The following is a 20,219-nucleotide window of genomic DNA, read 5'->3' as shown; positions in this document are numbered from 1 at the left end:
TCACTCGGCGCCCGGCGCGAAGGCGGCTTCGCGCGCGATCAGGATCTCGATGGCGCCGGTCAGCGGATCGACGCGGAGCGGAAAGGTGCGCACCCGCCCCTCGTCCGGCCCCTGCACCTCGCCGGTCCGCAGCGAGATCACCTGGCTGTGCAGCGGACAGGTGACATGGCCGCCATGGACGATGCCCTGGCTCAGGGGGCCGCCCTTGTGCGGGCAGCGGTCCTCGGTGGCATAGACCTCGTCCTCCATCGTGCGGAAGACGGCGATGCGGCCGAGCGGCGAGGTCACGCAGCGGGCCCCCCGGCGCGGAATGTCGGAGAGATGGCCGATGGCGGTCCAGTCTTCGCTCATGCTCATTCTGCCGCCTCGCGGAAGGGATGGATCTCGGCCATGGGCTTGAATTCATGGGCGGCGGTGCGCCCCTCGGCCCGTTCCGCCCAGGGGTCGACCTGCGCGAAGCGCTGCGAGAAGACGAAGCGGTCGAAATAGTGCCGGCGCTTCTCGGGATCCTCGACGATCGCCGCGCGGATCGAGTCCATCCCGACCCGCTTCAGCCATTTGTAGATGCGCTCCAGATAGTGGCCCTGCTCGCGATAGAGCTGCGTCAGGGCGACGATCACCTCCAGCGCCTCGTCCTCCGTCCCGACATGGCAGAGGAGTTCCGTGCCCTTGATGTCGAGCCCGGCGGCGCCGGCGAAATGGATGTCGTAGCCGGAATCGACGCAGATCACGCCGATATCCTTGCAGGTCGCCTCGGCGCAGTTGCGCGGGCAGCCGGAAACGGCGAGCTTCAGCTTGGCCGGGGTCCAGGAGCCCCACATGAACTTTTCCAGCCGGATGCCGAGCCCGGTCGAATCCTGGGTGCCAAAGCGGCACCAGTCGGAGCCGACGCAGGTCTTCACCGTGCGCAGCGCCTTGCCGTAGGCGGCGCCCGAGACCATGCCGGCGGCGTTGAGATCGGCCCAGACGGCCGGCAGGTCCTCCTTCCTGACGCCCAGCATGTCGATGCGCTGGCCGCCGGTGCATTTCACCGCCGGAATGTCGAACTTCTCGACCACGTCGGCGATGGCGCGCAGCTCCTTCGCCGAGGTCATGCCGCCCCACATGCGCGGCACGACGGAATAGGTGCCGTCCTTCTGGATATTGGCGTGGACGCGCTCGTTGATGAAGCGGCTCTGCTTGTCGTCCCGGTACTCGCCCGGCCATTCGGCGAGAAGGTAGTAGTTCAGCGCCGGCCGGCACTTGGCGCAGCCGCAGGAGGTCTTCCATTCGAGCTCCTGCATCACCGCCGGGATCGACTTCAGACCCTTGGCGACGATCAGGCGGCGGACATCGCCATGGCCGAGATCGGTGCAGGCGCAGATCGGCTTCACCGCCCGGGCGTTGAACCTGTCGCCGAGCGTCAGGCCCATCAGCTGCTCGACGAGGCCCGTGCAGCTGCCGCAGGAGGCGGATGCCTTGGTATGGGCGCGCACGTCCTCGAGCGTCGTCAGGCCCTTGCCCGTGATCGCGCCGGTGATCCGACCCTTGCACACGCCGTTGCAGCCGCAGATTTCCGCATCATCCGGCAAGGCTGCAACGGCCGCCATAGGGTCCAGGGGGGCGCCTCCCTGGAAGCTCTGGCCGAAGATCAGGGTGTCGCGCATCGCGGCGATGTCGGCGCCCTTCTTCAGGAGGTCCGAGAACCAGCCGCCATCGGCCGTCTCGCCGTAGAGGACGGCGCCGAGGACCTTGTTGTCCTTGATGACGAGCCGCTTGTAGACGCCGGCGGAGGCGTCGCGCAGCACGATCTCCTCGCGATCCGGCGCATCCGCGAAGTCGCCGACCGAATAGAGGTCGATGCCCGTGACCTTCAGCTTGGTCGGCGTGTCGGAATGGCGGAAGCCCGGCGCGTCCTCGCCGGCGAGGCGCCGCGCCGCGACCTCGGCCATCTGGTAGAGCGGCGCGACGAGGCCGTAGACGCGCCCCTCCACCTCGACGCATTCGCCGAGCGCGCTGATCGCGGGATCGGAGCTGCGCATCTGCGCGTCGACCAGGATGCCGCGTCCGACATCGAGGCCGCATTCCTTGGCGAGGGCGGTGGACGGGCGGATGCCGACGGCCATGACGACGAGGCTCGCCGGGATGACGCGCCCGTCCTTCAGCTGCACGCCCTCGACCTTCTCCGTGCCGAGGATCGCCTCGGTATTGGCATGGGTGATCACCTCGATGCCGCGCGCCTCCAGCGCGCGCTGGAGCAGGAAGCCGGCGGCCGGATCGAGCTGGCGCTCCATCAGGGTCGGCATCAGATGGAGGACGGTGACCTCCAGCCCCTGCGCCCGCAGGCCGGCGGCGGCCTCAAGCCCCAAAAGCCCGCCGCCGATGACGACGGCCTTGGCGCGGCTCTGCGCCGCGAGGATCATCGCCTCGACATCGTCCAGATCGCGATAGGCGAGGACGCCCGGCAGGTCCTTGCCCGGCACGGGCGGGACGAAGGGCGTCGAGCCGGTGGCGATGACGAGATGGTCGTAGGGCGCGGTCACGCCCTGGTCGGAGGTGACGGTCTTCGCCGCGCGGTCGATCGCGATGACGCGGTGCCCCTTGTAGAGCGTGACGCCGTGCCGGACATACCAGCCGTCGCCATGGATCACGATGTCCTCGAACCGCTTCTCGCCCGACAGCACCGGCGAGAGCATGATGCGGTCGTAGTTCACGCGCGGTTCGGCGTTGAAGATCGTCACCTCATAGGCGCCGGGCGCCGCCTCGAAGAGATGTTCCAGCATCCGGCCGGGCGCCATCCCGTTGCCGACGATGACCAGTTTCTGGGGCATGGGCGATGTCCTCAAGAAAGGCGCGCTTCGACTTCGGAGTTCGGCACGGCCTACGAGCTTCGTCATCCCGGCCTTGAGCCGGGATCCATTCCAAGTCCTGTCCATGTCCAAGCCGACGCCGAACGACACCATTCGGAACCCGAGGGGTTCACGTTCGATCGGTTTGGAATGGATCCCGGCTCAAGGCCGGGATGACGAGGCGGAAATGTCGACGCCTCGCCCGCAAGCGGCTCAGGCGGCCTCGACGAAGCGGTTGCGCTCGTAGAGGAATTTCAGCACCGCCTGGCGGCACCGGAGGTAGGTGGCGTCGGCGGCGAGGCGGATGCGGTCGCGCGGCCGGGCGAGCGGCACGTCGAGAATCTCGCCGATCCGCGCCGAGGGGCCGTTGGTCAGCATCACGATGCGGTCGGAGAGCAGCACCGCCTCGTCCACGTCATGGGTGATCATCATCACCGTCGTGCCGAGTTCGGCCTGGATGCGCATCACCTCGTCCTGGAGATGGGCTCTTGTCAGGGCGTCGAGCGCGCCGAAGGGCTCGTCGAGAAGCAGCACCTTCGGCTCCATGGCGAGCGCCCTCGCGATGCCGACGCGCTGCTTCATGCCGCCCGAGATCTCGGACGGGCGCTTGTCCTTCGCATGGCCCATATGGACGAGTTCGAGATTGCGCATCACCCATTCGCGGCGCTCGGCGGCGGACTTGCGGCCCGAGAACACCTTGTCGACGCCGAGCGCGACATTCTCGTAGACGGTGAGCCAGGGCAGGAGCGAATGGTTCTGGAACACCACGGCGCGGTCGGGTCCGGGCTCGCGCACTTCCTTGTTCTCGAGGAGCACCACGCCCCTCGAGGCTTCGGTGAGGCCGGCGACGATATTGAGGAGGGTCGACTTCCCGCAGCCGGAATGGCCGATGATCGAGATGTACTCGCCCTTGGCGACGGAAAGGTCGATGCCCTTCAGGACCTCGGTCGTCGCGGCGCCGCGACGGAAGAGCTTGTCGACGCCTTCGATGGCGAGAAACGGCTTGGCTTGGGTCATGGCGCGTCGTCCGGTCAGGCGGTCAGGCGGCGGCGGTGCCGCGGGTGACGGCGCGGCCGACGAGGGCGACGATCCGGTCGAGCACGAAGCCGACCACGCCGACATAGACGAGCGCCACGATGATGTCCGAGATGAGCGAGGAGTTCCAGGCATCCCAGATGAAGAAGCCGATGCCGACGCCGCCGATCAGCATCTCGGCCGCGACGATGGCGAGCCAGGACAGGCCGACGCCGATGCGCAGCCCCGTGAAGATGTAGGGGGCGGCGGCGGGGATCATGATCTTGAAGAAGAATTCCAGCCCGTTCAGCCGCAGCACCTTGGCGACGTTGCGGTAGTCCTGCGGAATATTGCGGATGCCGACCGCCGTGTTGATGATGATCGGCCAGACGGCGGTGATGAAGATCACGAAGATCGCCGAGGGCTGGCCGTCGCGGAAGGCGGCGAGGGAGAGCGGCAGCCAGGCGAGCGGCGGGACCGTGCGCAGCACCTGGAAGATCGGGTCGAGGCCGCGCATGGCGAGCTGCGACTGGCCGACGAGGACGCCGAGCCCGATGCCGACGACGACGGCCAGGGCATAGCCCATGGCGACGCGCTGGAGGCTCGCCCAGACCTGCCAGCCGAGGCCGACATCGTTGCCGCCATTGACGTAGAAGGGATGGGCGAGAAGCTCCCAGGTGTCGGCGACGACCTGGCTCGGCGCCGGCAGGGCGGAGCCGCCGCCCATGCAGAGGAGTTCCCAGAGGCCGAGAAGCAGCGCCAGCGTCGCGAGCGGCGGCAGGACGGCCCCGGCGAGGTCGCGGCCGAGGCGCGACAGCCGCGCGGCGGCGGCCGGGCCGGGACGCTTCAGGGCCACCACGGTGCCGGCGCCCGAGGCTTTCGCCGGGGCGGGCCGCGATGCTTTCAGAACGGTCTGGGACATGGGACGGGTCTCCGATGCAGCGGCGGCCGGGGTCAGGCGGTGCGGCTGATGGACAGGCTCGCGAGATAGGCGGCGGGATCGGCGGGATCGAAGACCTTGCCGTCGAAGAAGCTCTCCTTGCCGCGCGAGGGCGAGGCCGGCACGGCGGCGACGCCCAGCGCCTTCGCCGCCTCGCGCCAGAGATCCTCGCGATTCACCCGATCGACCAGCGCCTTCACGTCGGTCGCCGCCTCGAACCGGCCCCAGCGCATGTTCTCGGTCAGGAACCAGGCATCGTGGCTCTTGAAGGGATAGGAGGCGTCGTCGCGCCAGAACTTCATGAAATGCGGGGAATTCGCGACCTTCCGGCCGTTACCGTAGTCGAACTCGCCCTTCATGCGCGGTCCGATATCGCCGGGCTTCACATTGAACCAGGCGCGCTTGCCGAGGATCGCGGCAAGCTCGTCCTTGTTCGCCATGTCGTCGGCCCATTGCGCCGCCTCCTGCACCGCCATCAGGAGCGCGAGCGTCGCCTTGGGATGCTTCTCCACCCAGTCGGCGCGCATGGCGAAGCTCTTCTCGGGATGCTTCGCCCAGAGTTCGCCCGTGGTCAGCGCCGAGAAGCCGATCTCCTGCTCGACGAGCTGCGCGTTCCAGGGCTCGCCGACGCAGAAGGCGTCCATCGTGCCGACCTTCATGTTCGCCACCATCTGCGGCGGCGGCACGACAATGGTCTCGACATCCTCGTCGGGATCGATGCCGCCGGCGGCGAGCCAGTAGCGGACCCAGAGGTCGTGCGTGCCGCCCGGGAAGGTCATGGCGATCTTCGCCGGGGTGCCCGCCGCCTTCTTCCGCGCGAAGGTCTCCTTCAGGACGGAGGCGTCGAGACCGACCTTCAGATCGGCATAGGCCTTGCCGACCGAGATGCCCTGGCCGTCGAGATTGAGCCGGGCGAGGATCGCCATCGGCAGCGGCTGGTTGTTCTGCGTCACCTTGCCGGTCGCCATCAGATAGGGCATTGGCGTCAGGATATGGGCGCCGTCGATGCCCGAGCCGGCCGAGCCGAGCACGAGATTGTCGCGGGTCGTGCCCCAGGACGACTGCTTCGCCACCTCGACATCCGGCATGCCGTGCCTGGCGAAGAAGCCCTTTTCCTTGGCGACGATCAGCGGCGCGGCATCGGTGAGCGCGATGAAGCCGAGCACGGCCTTCGTCGTTTCCGGGCCGGCCCCTTCCGCGAAGGCGCCGCGCGGGAAGGCGGCGCCGATGGCCGAGAACAGGGTCGCCGCGCCCGCCGCGAAAGCGGAGGTCCGGAGAAGGCGGCGGCGGCCGAGATCGGTCTTCTGCGAGTCGGACATGGCGATCCTTCGGGGCGAGACGGCGGAGGGGAAAGGCGGAAAAGCAAAAACGCCGCGGATCCGGACGAACCGATCTCAGACAAGAGACGGGCTCGGCGGCTCACGCGACGTCGGTGTCGGTCGTGGCTTCGATGGGGAAGCTTAGGAGGGCGCCCTGTCCTCGTTGACGGGCACGGATCTATTCAGCCTCACTTTAGAGGAATTTGAAAGTCCAAATGTTGTGCAGCGCAAAAGCTTAAATCAGCGCCATTTCGACTTGGAGCGCTTGATATTCCAAGGCTTCGCTGCTGCCTGCTTTCGCGCCGGCCTTTCGGGCGAGCGAACAAATATTGTGCGGCGCGAAGGCTCTCAATCCTCGCCGGCACGCGGCCCGGCATCCGGCGGGGAGCGCCGGATGGCAAAGCTCGCGACATAGTCTTCGAGCCGGGCCGGATCGAAGGGGTCGCGCCCCTCGCCCGCCGTCGCGGGCCGCCGGCCGAAGACCGTCTCGTAGAGATCCGGGCGGAAGGCGGCGGCGGCCCGTTCGGCGCCCCGCGCCTCGATGCCCGCCTGCCCCCAGCGCAGCATCTGGCTGTAGACCCAGAGGGCCTCCTTCGGCGCCGGCACGTTCGCGGCGCCGGCATGGAAGGTCAGGTAGTCGGGGATCGACCGCACCGTCCCGTCGGGATCGACGGGCAAGGCGCCGCCCAGCACGCGGCGGATCGCGGCGGCGGAGCCGCCGACATGTTCGGGCCGCGCGAGGATGCCGGCGAGTTCGTCGCGATTGTCCGGCGTGTCGCACCAGCGCGCCGCCCGGTCGAGGGCGACGAGAAGCCGCCGCCCCGCCGCCTCGTTGTCGCGCCACCAGTCAGGGCGCAGGCCGAGGATCTTTTCCGACGAGGACGGGCGGATATCCGCCTTCACCGCGACGATGCGGCCGATGCCGGCCTCGACCGCCAGCACGTTCCAGGGCGCGTTGACGCAGAAGCCGTCGATCGCCCCGGCCCGCAGGGCATCCGTGGTGAAGGGCGGCGGCACGACGGTCATCGTCACGTCGCGATCGGGATCGATCCCGGCCTCGGCCATCCAGAAGCGGAATTCGTAATTGTGCGAGGAGAAGGGATAGGTGACGCCGAAGACGAGCGGCGGCTCGCCGGCGCGCGCCCGCGCCTCGATCACACGGCGCAGCGACCGGCCATGCGCCTTCGCCTCGTCGGCGGAACCGGGGTCCGCCGCCTCGCGCATCGCGGAAAAGAGCCGGTGCGACAGGGTGATGGCATTGCCACCGCGCCCGAGCGCGAAGGGCGCGATCACCGGATAGGGATTGGAGCCGATGCCGAGCTGCGAGGCGACCGCCATCGGCCCCAGCATATGGGCGACGTCGAACTGCCGGAAGGCGAGCCGGTCGCGGATATTCGACCAGGAGACCTCGCGCACGAGTTCGAGCCGCACGCCCGCCTCGCGGTCGAAGCCGAGGGCGGCGGCGGCGATCAGCACCGCCGCGTCGAGAAGCGGGATGAAGCCGGCGCGGATCACCGGCTCGGCCGCGCCGGAGCCCCCCATCGCGGCGCTCATTCGGACAGCAGCGAGGCTGCGGTGACGACGCTTCGGGCGATCTCCACGAGCTTCCTCTTTTCGTTCATCGCGCTCTGGCGCAAGAGGCGATAGGCCTCCTCCTCGCCGAGGCCGCGCCGTTTCATCAGGATTCCCTTGGCCTTCTCGATCACCTTGCGGTCGGCGAGCTCGGACCGCGCCTCCTCCAGCTCGCGCGTCAGCCGCGAGAAGGCCTCGAAGCGCAGGATCGCCATGTCGAGGATCGGCTTCACCCGTTCCTTGCGCAAGCCGTCGACCACATAGGCCGAAACGCCCGCCTCGATCGCCGCCTCCATGGAGGCGGCGTCCGACCGGTCCACGAACATGGCGATCGGCCGGCGCACGGAGCGCGAGACCTGGAAGAACTGCTCCAGCCGGTCGCGATTGGGATTTTCGAGATCGATCACGATCACGTCGGGCGCGAAGACCTCGATCTCGCGGACGAGGCCCTGCATCTCGCCGATGACGCGCACCTCGGCATGGCCCGCTTCGCGCAGGCCGTCCTCGATCACCGCGGCGCGGGCGCGGTTCTCGTCGACGATCAGAATCGCGAGGGGCTTCGTTTCCATTGCCCGCATTCTGCCCATGCGGTCCATTCAGGCAATGACTTCCGCGCTCCGATCGGCCGGTCTTGTCGGGTGCGTTGCGGCGACACGGAAAAAAGCGACGGATGCCGCCAATTGCGCATCCCGCCTTCATCGACACGCAAGGCTTGTGCGCCATATTGCCGTCAAGCGATCCGGTCCGGGCGATGCCCGACGTCCGACCCGTCCTGCGACGCGCCGGACCGGATCCGCCCGCCTTACCGGAGCGGCAAGGCTCAGCCCTTCACGGTGAAGGGCACGACCATGCCGGCCATCACATGGCCCTTGTAGTTGCAGATCAGCTTGTAGTCGCCCGGCTGGAGCTTCACCGTCAGCGTGCCGGACTGGCCGGCCTTCAGGTCGGAGACCTCGCCGAGGCTTTTGAGCTTCGATTCGTCGACCTTGTTCGTCTCGGGATTGACCTTCAGCTCCTCGCCCTTCGCGTCGAGCTTCACGACGACCATCTCGTGCGGCGTGTTCTTGGCGACATTGGCCACCTTGAAGGTCACCTCGCCGGCCGGAACCGTGCTCTTGTCGAGCTTGATGTCCATCTTGCCGCCGCGCTCGCCGATGAGCTCCACGGCGACGGTCTCGGCGGCGAGGGCCGGCAGGGTGGCCGCGACGAGGCCGGCGCCGACGAGAAGGCCGGCGGTCAGACGCTTGGAAAGCATGGAAATCCTCCTTGGTTCGAAAGCACCGCGAATCGGATGGCGGCCTGAGACCGAAGATCCGCCGGGCGCCGCCCCGGCTTAGCGGCGCCTTATGTCATTCTGGTGCCGCGCCGCCGCGCTTCCATGGGCAAAGGGACGAAAGTCATTTTCGCCGCAGGCGGCCCGCCGGCGGTGTCAGCTCTTCGGCGGATAGGGATGGCGGCGGCCTTGCGGGTCCTCGACCAGGAGGTCCTCCCCTTCCCCGCCGAGATAGTTCGGCCCGATCGGCACCTTGCCGTGGCCGCCGGGAATGTCGAGCACATAGGTCGGCTGGCAGAGACCCGAGACGCGGCCGCGCATCCGGCGCAGGATGTCCTGGCCCGCCGCGATCGAGGTGCGGAAATGGGCGGTGCCCGGCGCGAGATCGCCCTGGTGCAGGTAATAGGGCTTCACCCGGTTCTCGACGAAGGCGCGCATCAGGCCGCCGAGCGTTTCGGCGTCGTCGTTGACGCCGGCGAGCAGCACCGACTGGCTGACCATCGGAATTCCGGCATCGACGAGCCGCGCGATGGCCGCCTTGGCCTCCGCCGTGAACTCCTTCGGATGGTTGGCGTGAAGCGCGACGAAGACCGCGCCGCCGAACGCCTTCAGGGCGGCGACGAGTTCGTCCGTCACCCGGCCCGGCTGGACGCTCGGCACGCGGGTATGAAGGCGCAGCACGCGGACATGCGGCACCGCGCGAAGCGCCTCGGCGATGAAGGCCAGCCGGCGCGGCGACAGGAGGAAGGGATCGCCGCCGGTCAGGACGACCTCCCAGATCCCGGCATCGCCGGCGATATAGGCGAGCGCGGCGTCGAGCTCCTCGTCCGTCAGGCTGCCGAGCCCCTCCGGCCCCACCATCTCGCGGCGGAAGCAGAAGCGGCAATAGACCGGGCAGACATGCAGCACCTTCAGGAGCACCCGGTCGGGATAGCGATGGACGATGCCGGCTAAGGGCGAATGCGCCGCGTCGCCGATCGGATCGAGCCGCTCCTCCGGCCGGGTCTCGAGCTCCTCGGCGCGGGGCAGGAACTGGCGGCCGATCCCGTCCTCCGGCGTCTCGATCAGCGCCGCCATGTCGGGCGTGATCGAGATCGCGTAGCGTTCGGCGACGTCGCGGAGGGCGGGCAGGCGCTCCGCCGGAACGAGGCCGGCCGCCAGGAGGGCGTCGGCGCCGCGCAGGGCTCGGGTCATGATCGCGGACGATCCGTTCGCCTCGGTTCAGCGCCAGTCGCGCACGTCCACGAAGCGGCCGGCGATCGCCGCCGCCGCCGCCATGGCGGGCGAGACGAGATGGGTGCGGCCCTTGAAGCCCTGCCGCCCCTCGAAATTGCGGTTCGAGGTGGAGGCGCAGCGCTCGTAGGGGGCAAGCCGGTCCTCGTTCATGCCGAGGCACATGGAGCAGCCCGGCTCGCGCCAGTCGAAGCCGGCCGCCTTCAGGATGCGGTCGAGCCCTTCCGCCTCGGCCTGCGCCTTCACGAGACCGGAGCCGGGCACGATCATGCCCGAAACGCCTTCGGCGATCTTCCGCCCCTCGACGATCCTGGCGACGGTGCGCAGATCCTCAATGCGGCCGTTGGTGCAGGAGCCGATGAAGATGCGGTCGAGCTTGATGTCGGTCATCTTCGTGCCGGGCTGCAGGCCCATATAGTCCAGCGCCCGCTTCTTCGAGGCGCGCTTCACCTCGTCGGCGATCGCGTCCGGGTCGGGCACGACGCCGTCGATCGCGACGACGTCCTCCGGCGAGGACCCCCAGGAGACGATCGGCGGCAGGTTCGCCGCGTCGAGGCGCACGATCCTGTCGAAATGGGCGCCCTCGTCCGTGTGGAGCGTGCGCCACCATGCGAGCGCCTTTTCCCAGGCCTCGCCCTTGGGCGCGCGCGGCCGGTCCTTCAGATAGGCGAAGGTCGTCTCGTCCGGCGCCACCAGGCCGGCGCGCGCGCCGCCCTCGATCGACATGTTGCAGACCGTCATCCGGCCTTCCATCGACAGGCCGCGGATCGCCTCGCCGGCATATTCGATGACATGGCCGGTGCCGCCCGCCGTGCCGATCTGGCCGATGATGGCGAGAACGATGTCCTTGGCGCCGACGCCCTCCGAGGGCGTGCCGGTCACCTCCACCAGCATGTTCTTCGCCTTCTTCTGGATCAGCGTCTGGGTGGCGAGCACGTGCTCGACCTCGGACGTGCCGATGCCGTTGGCGAGGGCGCCGAAGGCGCCGTGGGTGGAGGTGTGGCTGTCGCCGCAGACGATGGTCGTGCCGGGCAGCGTGAAGCCCTGCTCCGGCCCGATGATATGGACGATGCCCTGCCGGCGGTCGGCGGCGGAATAATATTCGAGGCCGAATTCGGCGACATTGGCTTCCAGCGTCTCGACCTGGATGCGGCTTTCCTCGTTGCGGATGCCGAGGACGCGGTCCGGCGAAGTCGGCACGTTGTGATCGACGACGGCGAGGGTGCGCTCGGGATGGCGCACGCGCCGTCCGGCGGCGCGCAGGCCCTCGAAGGCCTGCGGGCTCGTCACCTCATGCACGAGATGGCGGTCGATATAGAGGAGGCTGTCGCCCCCCTCGCCGGTCTCGATCAGGTGATCGTCCCAGATCTTGTCGTAGAGGGTGCGGGGCTTGCCGGCTGCGCTCATGCTGCGATGTCCTGAAACTGACCGATCGGGCGGACCCTGCGGTCCCGCCTCGCGATCGGCTGAAAAACGGTCTGATCGATCGAAGACGCCGACGCCCGGGCGGCGCGGCGGATGGCCGTCAGGCGAGGCGGTGGCCGACGATCAGGCGGTAGAAGAAGCGGCCGGGCAGACGCGTGCGGTCGTCCACCGGCGAGAAGCCGAGGGTCGAGGGCAGATGCGCGTCTTGGACGGGCCGGCGATGCATGGGCGGAAAATAGCAATTGCCTCCGCGTCCTGCAATCGCGACCGAAGCGGGCGAGCATTGCCGCCTCGACGCCGACGGCTAGATCGAAGCGCAACGCTCCTCGCGCGCAAGGCAGGCCGTCGCATGTTCACCGATTTCGTGCTCGCCTGCCTGCACCATCTCCTGGTCTTCGGCCTTTTCGGCGTCTTCCTGGTGGAGATGGCCTCCGTCCGCCCCGGTCTCGACGGCGCGGCCATCCGGCGGCTGGCGCGCTACGACGCCGTCTATGGCGCCCTGGCGCTGGCGGTGATTCTCGCCGGCATCCTGCGCCTTCTCTTCGGGCTGAAGGGCTGGGACTACTATGCCGGCAACCACGCCTTCTGGGGGAAGATGACCGCCTTCGCCCTGGTCGGCCTCCTGTCGGTGCCGCCGTCATTGCGCTTCGCCCGCTGGAAGAAGGCGCTCGCCGCCGATCCGGGCTTCCTGCCGCCTTCGGACGAGATCCGCGCGGCGCGGCGCTTCCTTCATGCGGAAGCCTTCTTCTTCGCGCTGATCCCGCTCTTCGCCGCCGCCATGGCACGCGGCCTCGGTTAGAGAGCCGGCCCATCAATCGTCGGCAAATATTCCTTCAGAAAGTCATAGCAGACCAAGCATAAGCGAGACGGCGCCTTAATTGGTCGCGCATGGAAAACATGTCTTACTTCGTGGAATCCCTTATTGCCGGGGTTCGAAATCGAGATCATGAATCGTCTCATCTCGGGTTGGAGTGAGCGCCATGTCCCTTACGTCGGTCGCCGCCAGTGAAGACGGATGGATTCCAGCCCCTACCCCAACGGCATTTCCAAGCCTTTCGGACGCGGAAATCGAGCGCGTCGCGGCGGAGATGGACGGCCGGGGCTTTGCCTGCGTCGAGGGTTTCCTCAGCGATGTGGAGCTCGCTTGGGCCAAGGCCTTCGTCGCCTCGGCCATCAACAAGGCCGGCGGCACCTATGTCGGCTTCGTCGGCAAGTCGGCCGTCGCGGGTTCGGGCCTCGACCGGCTGGCGGAGGATGCGGGCTTCCAGAGCATCTTCACCCGCCTCTACCGCCACGCGGTGAAGCGCCCGCCCCCGCCGATCGAATTCTACCAGCTGCTGCGCTGCCTGACGGGAACGGCGGCGGCGGACCATTCCCTCAATTTCCACTACGATTCCTACGTCATCACCGGCCTAATCCCGATCGAGATCCCGACGGAAGGCCAGACCGGCGACTTCCTGATGGTCCCGAACACGCGGCCGATCCGGACGAGCTACGCCGCCAATCTCGCCGATAAGATGCTGGTGGACAACCGCCTGTCGCAGCTCGTCCTGCGGCGCCTGCGCCTGCGCGCCCAAGGTCCGGTCACCCGGATCAAGATGGTGCCGGGCAATCTCTATTTCTTCTGGGGCTATCGCAGCATCCACACGAACGAGCCCTGCGACCCCGATAAGGTGAGGGCCACCGCCGTCTTCCACTACGCCAATCCGCATGCGGGAAGCGGCCTGCGCAGCCGTCTCGGCCGCTGAGGGCGGCGCGTCAGACCGCCGAGCCTTCTCAGCGCCCCGCCCACCTCGCCGCTTCGTCATCCCGGCCCTGAGCCGGGATCCATGCCAAGCCGGCCACGACAGGCCGGGGCGATGCGGGAGGAGCCCGCGCCTTGACCCTCATCCATGCGGATTCGCGGCAGGCATGGATCCCGGGTCAGGCCCGGGATGACGAATCTGAGACGGAGGCGGAAAGGATCGATCCGGCGGCGCGGCGTGTCAGACCTGCTTCAGCTGCCGGTCGAAGACGCGCAGCACCTGCGCCAGGTCGTGGCCGCGCTTCATGACGAGGCCGCCGGCCGCGACCACCGAGAAGGCGCCCTGCCGGCGCGCCAGCTTCGGATTCTTCTCGATGCGGTAGATCGGCATCTCGCTGGTCCGCCGGAAGATCGAGAACACCGCCTGATCCTTCAGCATGTCGATCGCATAGTCCCGCCATTCGCCGGCGGCGACCATGCGGCCATAGACGTTGAGGATCTCCGACAATTCCCGCCGGTCGAAGGCGACGAGCGTCTGCGAAGGTCGAAGGGCCGCGAGATCGATGAGGGTTGCCGTCTGCGTCTCGCCGCTTGCGTATTCCGCCAAGTGACCGCCCCTTCCTCGGACGGCGCGGCATGAGACTCGCGCCGTCGTGTCATGATGGTGACATGAAACTGGAAGCGCGGCAAAAGCTTTTCAAGCGCCCGCCGGCGCTTCAGCGCGGCAGGATCGCGGCGGCGAGAATGGGTCCCGGGCCGCCATCCGGCGTCACTTCCTGAAGGATCGCGGCGCTGCCCACCGGCTTGTCGTTCTCGTCCAGCATGGCGAGCGGGATGTCGATGCCGAGCGGCTTGCCCTCCCACATGCCGAGAATACGCCAGGACCGCACCGCGTTGGTGGACACGAGGGTCTTGCCCTCGTTCTCGCCCCGGTCCACCGCCGCCTCGCTCCAGCGGTCGAAGGTGACGAGCATCAGGACGGGCGAGCGGGCGGAATCGGGCGGGACCCCGCCGTCGACGGCGATGTGCAGGCGCTTGCCCTTCAGGGCCAGCGTCACTTCGGGCCGCCCGCCGTCGCGGTCGATCGCCGTGTCGCGCACCGCCCGCCGGATCGCCGGCTCCTCGGCGCCGGACACGTCCTCCCGGCCGTTGATCACGGCCTGAGGCGTATAGATCGAGCCGGATTTCAGGGTCTCGGCATAGGCCTTCTGGCGCTCGGTATTGTCGCGCGAGCCATGCGTGTCCTTCCAGCCGATATAGTCCCAGTAATCGACATGGTAGGCGAGCGCCACGAGCCTGGGATCGCCGGCGAGAGCCGCCATCACGCCGTCGGCGGGCGGACAGGAGGCGCAGCCCTGGCTGGTGAAGAGTTCGACGACGCCGGACACGTCGCGGCTCGACGCCGTGCGCTCGCCGGCCGAGCCCCCGGCCGGGGCGAGGACGAAGGACAGGGCCGAAGCCGCCGCGAGGAGGGTTTTCGCAATCATCCCTCTCGCCTATCGCCCATCTTCCTGCCTTCCGCCTTGCGCGAGGAAACATGCACCCGCGCCGTTCGACGGCAAGCTAGCGGCGGCGGCGATCATCAACCACTCAAATGCGGGTGAGCGAAGCGGCGTCGGAACGCGAAAAAGGGGCGCCGGCCGAAGCCGGCCGGCGCCCCTTCCATTCTGGTCGAGCGGCGGGATCAGGCCGCCAGACGGCGCAGCACGTAATGCAGGATGCCGCCGTTCTTGAAATATTCGAGCTCGTCCAGCGTATCGATGCGGCAGAGGAGCTTGACGGTCTGCTTCGAGCCGTCCGCCTTCTCGATCGTCGCTTCCATGATCTGGCGCGGCTTGACGTCGGTCAGGCCCTCGACCGTCACGGTCTCGTCGCCCTTGAGCCCGAGCGTCTGCCAGCTCGTGCCTTCCTCCGCGAAGACGAAGGGCACGACGCCCATGCCGACGAGATTCGAGCGATGGATGCGCTCGAAGCTTTCCGCGATCACGGCGCGCACGCCGAGGAGAACGGTGCCCTTCGCCGCCCAGTCGCGCGACGAGCCGGTGCCGTATTCCTTGCCGGCGAAGACGACGAGAGGCACGCCCTCCGCCTTGTACTTCATCGCCGCGTCGTAGATCGCCAGCTGCTCGCCGGACGGATAGTGCTTGGTGATGCCGCCCTCGACGCCCGGCACCATCTGGTTCTTGATGCGGATATTGGCGAAGGTGCCGCGCATCATGACCTCGTGGTTGCCGCGGCGCGCGCCGTAGGAGTTGAAGTCCACCGGCCGCACCTGATGCTCGACGAGATAGGTGCCCGCCGGGCCGTTCGCCTTGATCGAACCCGCCGGCGAGATGTGGTCGGTGGTGATCGAGTCGAGGAAGAGCGACAGGATGCGGGCGCCCTTGATGTCGGTGACCGGGTTCGGGGTCATCGACATGCCCTCGAAATAGGGCGGGTTCTGCACATAGGTCGAGCGGTCGTCCCAGTCATAGGTGAGACCGCCGGAGACGTCGATCTTCTGCCAGTTCGGGTCGCCCTTGAAGACGTCCGAATAGCGGCTCTCGAAGAGGTCGCGCGTCACCGTCTTGCGGACGATCTCGGAGACTTCCTGCGTCGTCGGCCAGATGTCCTTCAGGAAGACGTCCCGGCCCTCGCCGTCCTTGCCGAGCGGCTCCGTGGTGATGTCGACGAACATCGAGCCGGCGATGGCATAGGCGACGACGAGCGGCGGCGAGGCGAGATAGTTCGCCCGGACGTCCGGATTGACGCGGCCCTCGAAGTTGCGGTTGCCCGAGAGCACCGAGACCGCGACGAGATCGTTCTTGTTGATCGCCTCCGAGATCGGCTCCGGCAGCGGGCCGGAATTGCCGATGCAGGTCGTGCAGCCATAGCCGACGAGGTTGAAGCCCATCGCGTCCAGATCCTTCTGGAGGCCGGCCTTCTCGAGATATTCGGTCACGACCTGCGACCCCGGCGCCAGCGAGGTCTTCACCCAGGGCTTGGGCTTCAGACCCAGCGCCGCCGCCTTGCGGGCGACGAGGCCGGCCGCGACGAGGACATTCGGATTGGACGTGTTGGTGCAGGAGGTGATCGCCGCGATGACGACGTCGCCGTCGGCGATGCCGTGCTCGGCGCCCTCGACGGTGTGGCGCGCGGGCGAGGTCTCCGGCGTCTGGCCGGCCTGGGCCGCGCCTTCCGCCATGAAGCGCTCGTCACCGGCGGAGGCGGCGGCCGGGCTCTTCTTGCGCCCGCCCTGCAGCTCGGCCAGCGCCTTCTTGAATTCCGGCGCGGCGGCGGTCAGCGCCACGCGGTCTTGCGGACGCTTCGGGCCGGCGAGCGAGGGCACGACGGTCGAGAGATCGAGCTCCAGCGTGTCGGTGAAGACCGGGTCGCCGGCGCCGTCCTCGCGCCACATCCCTTGCGCCTTCGCATAGGCCTCGACGAGAGCGATGCGGTCCTTGGCGCGGCCGGTCGCCTCCAGATAGGCGATCGTGTCCTTGTCGATCGGGAAGAAGCCGCAGGTCGCGCCGTATTCCGGCGCCATGTTGGCGATGGTCGCCTGGTCTTCCAGGGTCAGGTTCGAGAGGCCGGGGCCGAAGAACTCGACGAACTTGCCGACGACCTTCTTCTTGCGCAGCATCTCGGTGACGGTGAGGACGAGGTCGGTCGCCGTCGTGCCGTCCGGCAGCTTGCCGGTGAGGCGGAAGCCGATGACCTCGGGGATCAGCATGGAGATCGGCTGGCCGAGCATGGCCGCCTCGGCCTCGATGCCGCCGACGCCCCAGCCGAGCACCGACAGGCCGTTGACCATGGTCGTGTGCGAGTCGGTGCCGACCAGCGTGTCGGGATAGGCGATCGTCTCGCCGTTCTCGTCCTTCGTCCACACGGTCTGGGCGAGATATTCGAGATTGACCTGATGGCAGATGCCGGTGCCGGGCGGCACGACGCGGAAGTTCTGGAAGGCGGTCGAGCCCCAGCGCAGGAAGGTGTAGCGCTCGCCGTTGCGGTCGTATTCGACGTCGACATTCTTCTGGAAGGAATCCGGCTGGCCGAAATAGTCGACCATGACCGAATGGTCGATGACGAGATCGACCGGCACCAGCGGGTTCACCTTCTTCGGGTCGGCGCCGAGATGGGCGGTGGCGTCGCGCATGGCGGCGAGATCCACCACGGCGGGAACGCCCGTGAAGTCCTGCATCAGGACGCGGGCCGGGCGATAGGCGATCTCGTGGCCGGCGGACCCCTTGTCCTCCAGCCACTTCACGACGGCGCGCACGTCGTCGGCGGTGACGGTGCGGCCGTCCTCGTTGCGCAGGAGGTTCTCGAGCAGGACCTTCATCGAGAAGGGCAGGCGCGAAGCGCCGGTAAGGCCGTTCGCCTCGGCTTCCTTCAGATCGAAATAGGTGTAGCTCTTGCCGGCGACGTCGAGCGTCTTGCGGCTCTTGAAACTATCGGGATGAGACACGGTCTAGTCGTTCCTTTCGAACCGGTTTTGTCCGAAGGCGAACGCCCGATCCAAGGCCCTTTCGGGCGAAGGAAAGTGCGGGTACGACCATTTCCGCGTGTCGTCCGCCTCGACGCTTGCCGGAGCCTTGCCTTAAGGGATCTTCCTTAAGATTCGGGTTCCGGGGCGTCGCCTCGGCGCTTTGATCCCACTCCGGTCGCTGGCGTGGTTGGGGGCCTTATAGGCAGATTTTGAATCGCTATAAAGAGCGTTGACGGGTGGGGGCGGGAGATTTCGGCAGCTTCGGACAAGGCGCCTCGCCTCACCGTGGAAGGGCTCGTGGTGGCGCGCGGCGAGGCTATCCTCGCGGGGCCCTTGGACTTTTCGTTGGGCGGCGGCGCGGCGCTCGCCGTCGCCGGCGCGAACGGCGCCGGCAAGTCGACGCTGCTGCGCACGCTTCTCGGCCTCGTGCCGGCGGCGGGCGGGCGAATCGTCCTCGACGGCCTTTCCGCCGCCGATGGCGAACCGGCACGCCATCTCGGCGAGGCGGCGCATTATCTCGCCCATCGCAACGCGATGAAGGGGGCCGAGACGGTGCTCGCCAATCTTTGGTTCTGGCGGCGCTTCCTCGGCCGCCCCGGCCTCGCGCCGGAAGAGGCGCTGGAGCGGGTCGGGCTCGGTCATGCCGGCGCCCTGCCCTTCGCCTATCTGTCCGCCGGCCAGCAGCGCCGCGCGGCGCTCGCCCGCCTTCTCGTCGCGCGTCGCCCCGTCTGGCTGCTCGACGAGCCGACGGCGGCGCTCGACACGGCCTCGCAAGGCCTGTTCCGGGACATCGCCGAGGCGCATCTCGCGGATGGCGGCATCCTGATCGCCGCGACCCATCTGCCGCTCGGCCTTGCCGCCGCCGAGCTGAAGCTCGAACGGCCGCGGCCCCCGGCCAATGCGTCCCTTCCGGCGGATCCTTTCGACACATGGCAATGATCGCCCTCTTCTCCCGCGATCTCCGGCTGGCCTTCGCCGGCGGGGGCGGGGCCGCGACGGGCCTCGTCTTCTTCCTCGCCGTCGTCGCCGCGACGCCCTTCGCCCTCGGGCCGGACATGCGGCTTCTCGCCCGGCTCGGCCCGGCGATCCTCTGGCTCGGCGCGCTCCTGTCCGGCCTCCTGACGCTCGACCGCCTGTTCCAGGCCGATCGCGACGACGGGACGCTGGACCTTCTCGCCACCGGCGGCGCGCCGCTGCCGCTCGTCGTCCTGGTCAAGGCGCTGGCGCATTGGGCGGGAACCGGGCTGCCGCTCATCGCGGCGACGCCGTTTCTCGGCCTCGTCCTCGGGCTCGAACCGCTGGAACTCGCCGCCTGCGCCCTCACCCTCCTCGTCGGCACGCCGGCCGTCACGCTGATCGGCGCGGTCGGGGCGGCCGTCGCGGTCGGCCTGCCGCGCGGCGGGCTCCTCGTTTCGGTGCTCGTCCTGCCGCTGGCGCTGCCCGTCCTCATTTTCGGCGTTTCCGCCGCCTATGGCGCGCTCAATCCCGGCGCGCCGTTCCTCGCGCCCCTCCTCTTCCTGGCCGCCCTCACGCTCTTCAGCGGCGTCCTCGGCCCCTTCGCGGCGGCGGCGGCGCTGAGATCGGGCGGCGACTGAAAGGCAAAGCACCATGGCCGACTGGAATGCCGCCCTCTACCTGCGCTTCGCCGACGAGCGGACGCGCCCGGCGCGCGAGCTCCTCGCCAGAGTGCCGGCGAACGATCCCGCCGTCGCGGTCGATCTCGGCTGCGGGCCGGGCAATTCCACCGCCCTTCTCGCCGAGCGCTTTCCGCAGGCGGTGCTTCTCGGCCTCGACAGCTCGCCCGACATGCTGGCGAAGGCGCGCGGCGATCTTCCCGCCGCCCGCTTCGTTCTCGGCGACATCGCGCGCTTCGAGCCGGAGGCGCCCGTCGACCTTCTCTTCGCCAATGCCTCGCTGCAATGGCTGCGCGACCACGAGACCCTGTTGCCGCGCCTCTTTTCCCTGCTGGCGCCGGGCGGCGTCCTCGCCGTGCAGATGCCCGACAACCAGGAGGAGCCGAGCCACCGCCTGATGCGCGAGGCGGCGGGCGCCGGGCAATGGCGGGCGAAGATCGACGACGCCGACAAGGTCCGCGCCCGCATCCTGCCGGCGGAGGCCTATTACGATCTCCTCGCGCCGCTCGCCCGCGAGGTCGACATCTGGCGCACGACCTATCACCACGTCATGGCGGACGAGGGCGCGATCGTCGAATGGGTGAGCGCGACGGGCCTGCGCCCCTTCCTCGATCCGCTGGACGAGGACGAGCGCGCGGCCTTCCTCGCCGATTACCGCGCCCGACTCGCGGCGGCCTATCCGGCACGCGCCGACGGCCGGCGCCTGCTCCGCTTTCCGCGACTGTTTCTCGTCGCGCGGAAATGAGGCCTCGCCCCTTTGCCGCATCCT

At 68.5% G+C, this 20,219-nt stretch carries 19 protein-coding genes; 5 read left to right on the top strand and 14 right to left on the bottom strand.

Annotated elements, in window-relative coordinates; translation table 11 throughout:
* The 11 genes from nirD to IEY14_RS26120 form a co-directional block, all read right to left on the bottom strand.
* Positions 1-351, bottom strand: coding sequence for a nitrite reductase small subunit NirD (gene nirD / locus IEY14_RS07150; protein ID WP_188908087.1), 351 nt, complete (start codon positions 349-351; stop codon positions 1-3).
* 2 nt (positions 352-353) lie between these two features.
* Positions 354-2,810 carry a nitrite reductase large subunit NirB gene (gene nirB, locus IEY14_RS07145; protein ID WP_188907546.1) on the bottom strand — a complete coding sequence of 819 codons (2,457 nt, stop codon included), beginning with the start codon at positions 2,808-2,810 and terminating at the stop codon, positions 354-356.
* 231 nt (positions 2,811-3,041) lie between these two features.
* Positions 3,042-3,845 (bottom strand): ABC transporter ATP-binding protein, encoded by an 804-nt coding sequence (locus IEY14_RS07140; protein ID WP_188907545.1) that lies wholly within the window; start codon positions 3,843-3,845, stop codon positions 3,042-3,044.
* A 22-nt stretch (positions 3,846-3,867) separates the two neighbouring features.
* Positions 3,868-4,764, bottom strand: coding sequence for a nitrate ABC transporter permease (gene ntrB, locus IEY14_RS07135; RefSeq protein ID WP_188907544.1), 897 nt, complete (start codon positions 4,762-4,764; stop codon positions 3,868-3,870).
* A 32-nt stretch (positions 4,765-4,796) separates the two neighbouring features.
* The gene (locus IEY14_RS07130; RefSeq protein ID WP_188907543.1) at positions 4,797-6,101 is read right to left on the bottom strand and encodes an ABC transporter substrate-binding protein; all 1,305 of its coding nucleotides are present in this window, start codon (positions 6,099-6,101) and stop codon (positions 4,797-4,799) included.
* A 348-nt stretch (positions 6,102-6,449) separates the two neighbouring features.
* The gene (locus IEY14_RS07125; RefSeq protein ID WP_244639368.1) at positions 6,450-7,643 is read right to left on the bottom strand and encodes a CmpA/NrtA family ABC transporter substrate-binding protein; all 1,194 of its coding nucleotides are present in this window, start codon (positions 7,641-7,643) and stop codon (positions 6,450-6,452) included.
* 8 nt (positions 7,644-7,651) lie between these two features.
* On the bottom strand, positions 7,652-8,242 hold the full coding sequence (locus tag IEY14_RS07120) for an ANTAR domain-containing response regulator (protein WP_188907541.1): 591 nt from the start codon (positions 8,240-8,242) through the stop codon (positions 7,652-7,654).
* Positions 8,243-8,493: 251 nt separating this feature from the next.
* Positions 8,494-8,928 (bottom strand): cupredoxin domain-containing protein, encoded by a 435-nt coding sequence (locus tag IEY14_RS07115; protein WP_188907540.1) that lies wholly within the window; start codon positions 8,926-8,928, stop codon positions 8,494-8,496.
* Between the two features lie 174 nt (positions 8,929-9,102).
* Entirely contained in the window at positions 9,103-10,140 is a 1,038-nt protein-coding gene (locus tag IEY14_RS07110; protein WP_188907539.1) for a lysine-2,3-aminomutase-like protein, read from the bottom strand.
* Positions 10,141-10,167: 27 nt separating this feature from the next.
* Positions 10,168-11,586, bottom strand: coding sequence for a 3-isopropylmalate dehydratase large subunit (gene leuC, locus IEY14_RS07105; protein WP_188907538.1), 1,419 nt, complete (start codon positions 11,584-11,586; stop codon positions 10,168-10,170).
* A 118-nt stretch (positions 11,587-11,704) separates the two neighbouring features.
* Positions 11,705-11,830: a hypothetical protein gene (locus tag IEY14_RS26120; protein ID WP_280515027.1), complete on the bottom strand. Its 126-nt coding sequence runs from the start codon at positions 11,828-11,830 to the stop codon at positions 11,705-11,707.
* Between the two features lie 123 nt (positions 11,831-11,953).
* On the opposite strand from IEY14_RS26120, the gene IEY14_RS07100 reads away from it, so the two are divergent.
* A complete protein-coding gene (locus IEY14_RS07100; protein ID WP_188907537.1) occupies positions 11,954-12,403 on the top strand; it encodes a DUF2214 family protein in 450 nt (149 codons plus the stop codon).
* Between the two features lie 289 nt (positions 12,404-12,692).
* Complete coding sequence (locus tag IEY14_RS07095) at positions 12,693-13,352, top strand: hypothetical protein (RefSeq protein ID WP_244639367.1); 660 nt, start codon at positions 12,693-12,695, stop codon at positions 13,350-13,352.
* Positions 13,353-13,589: 237 nt separating this feature from the next.
* Here the strand turns inward: IEY14_RS07095 and IEY14_RS07090 are convergent, their stop codons facing one another.
* The 3 genes from IEY14_RS07090 to acnA form a co-directional block, all read right to left on the bottom strand.
* Positions 13,590-13,913 carry a DUF2794 domain-containing protein gene (locus IEY14_RS07090; protein ID WP_373288946.1) on the bottom strand — a complete coding sequence of 108 codons (324 nt, stop codon included), beginning with the start codon at positions 13,911-13,913 and terminating at the stop codon, positions 13,590-13,592.
* Between the two features lie 151 nt (positions 13,914-14,064).
* Positions 14,065-14,835, bottom strand: a complete 771-nt coding sequence (locus IEY14_RS07085; protein ID WP_188907535.1) for a DUF1223 domain-containing protein — start codon at positions 14,833-14,835, stop codon at positions 14,065-14,067.
* Positions 14,836-15,032: 197 nt separating this feature from the next.
* Positions 15,033-17,795 (bottom strand): aconitate hydratase AcnA, encoded by a 2,763-nt coding sequence (acnA, locus tag IEY14_RS07080; RefSeq protein WP_188907534.1) that lies wholly within the window; start codon positions 17,793-17,795, stop codon positions 15,033-15,035.
* Between the two features lie 270 nt (positions 17,796-18,065).
* Between acnA and ccmA the strand changes: the two genes are divergently transcribed.
* The 3 genes from ccmA to tam are packed head-to-tail and all read left to right on the top strand — an operon-like array spanning position 18,066 to position 20,195.
* Complete coding sequence (gene ccmA, locus IEY14_RS07075) at positions 18,066-18,755, top strand: heme ABC exporter ATP-binding protein CcmA (protein WP_373288945.1); 690 nt, start codon at positions 18,066-18,068, stop codon at positions 18,753-18,755.
* On the top strand, positions 18,752-19,411 hold the full coding sequence (ccmB, locus tag IEY14_RS07070; RefSeq protein WP_188908085.1) for a heme exporter protein CcmB: 660 nt from the start codon (positions 18,752-18,754) through the stop codon (positions 19,409-19,411). Before ccmA ends, ccmB begins: the two co-directional genes overlap by 4 nt.
* 13 nt (positions 19,412-19,424) lie before the next feature.
* On the top strand, positions 19,425-20,195 hold the full coding sequence (tam, locus tag IEY14_RS07065) for a trans-aconitate 2-methyltransferase (RefSeq protein ID WP_188907532.1): 771 nt from the start codon (positions 19,425-19,427) through the stop codon (positions 20,193-20,195).
* Positions 20,196-20,219: the final 24 nt, after the last annotated feature.

It is taken from the genome of Aureimonas endophytica, from assembly GCF_014642635.1.
GTDB lineage: Bacteria > Pseudomonadota > Alphaproteobacteria > Rhizobiales > Rhizobiaceae > Plantimonas > Plantimonas endophytica.
Note: the sequence above shows the minus strand (reverse complement) of the source record. Positions and strands in the feature narration are given on the sequence as shown.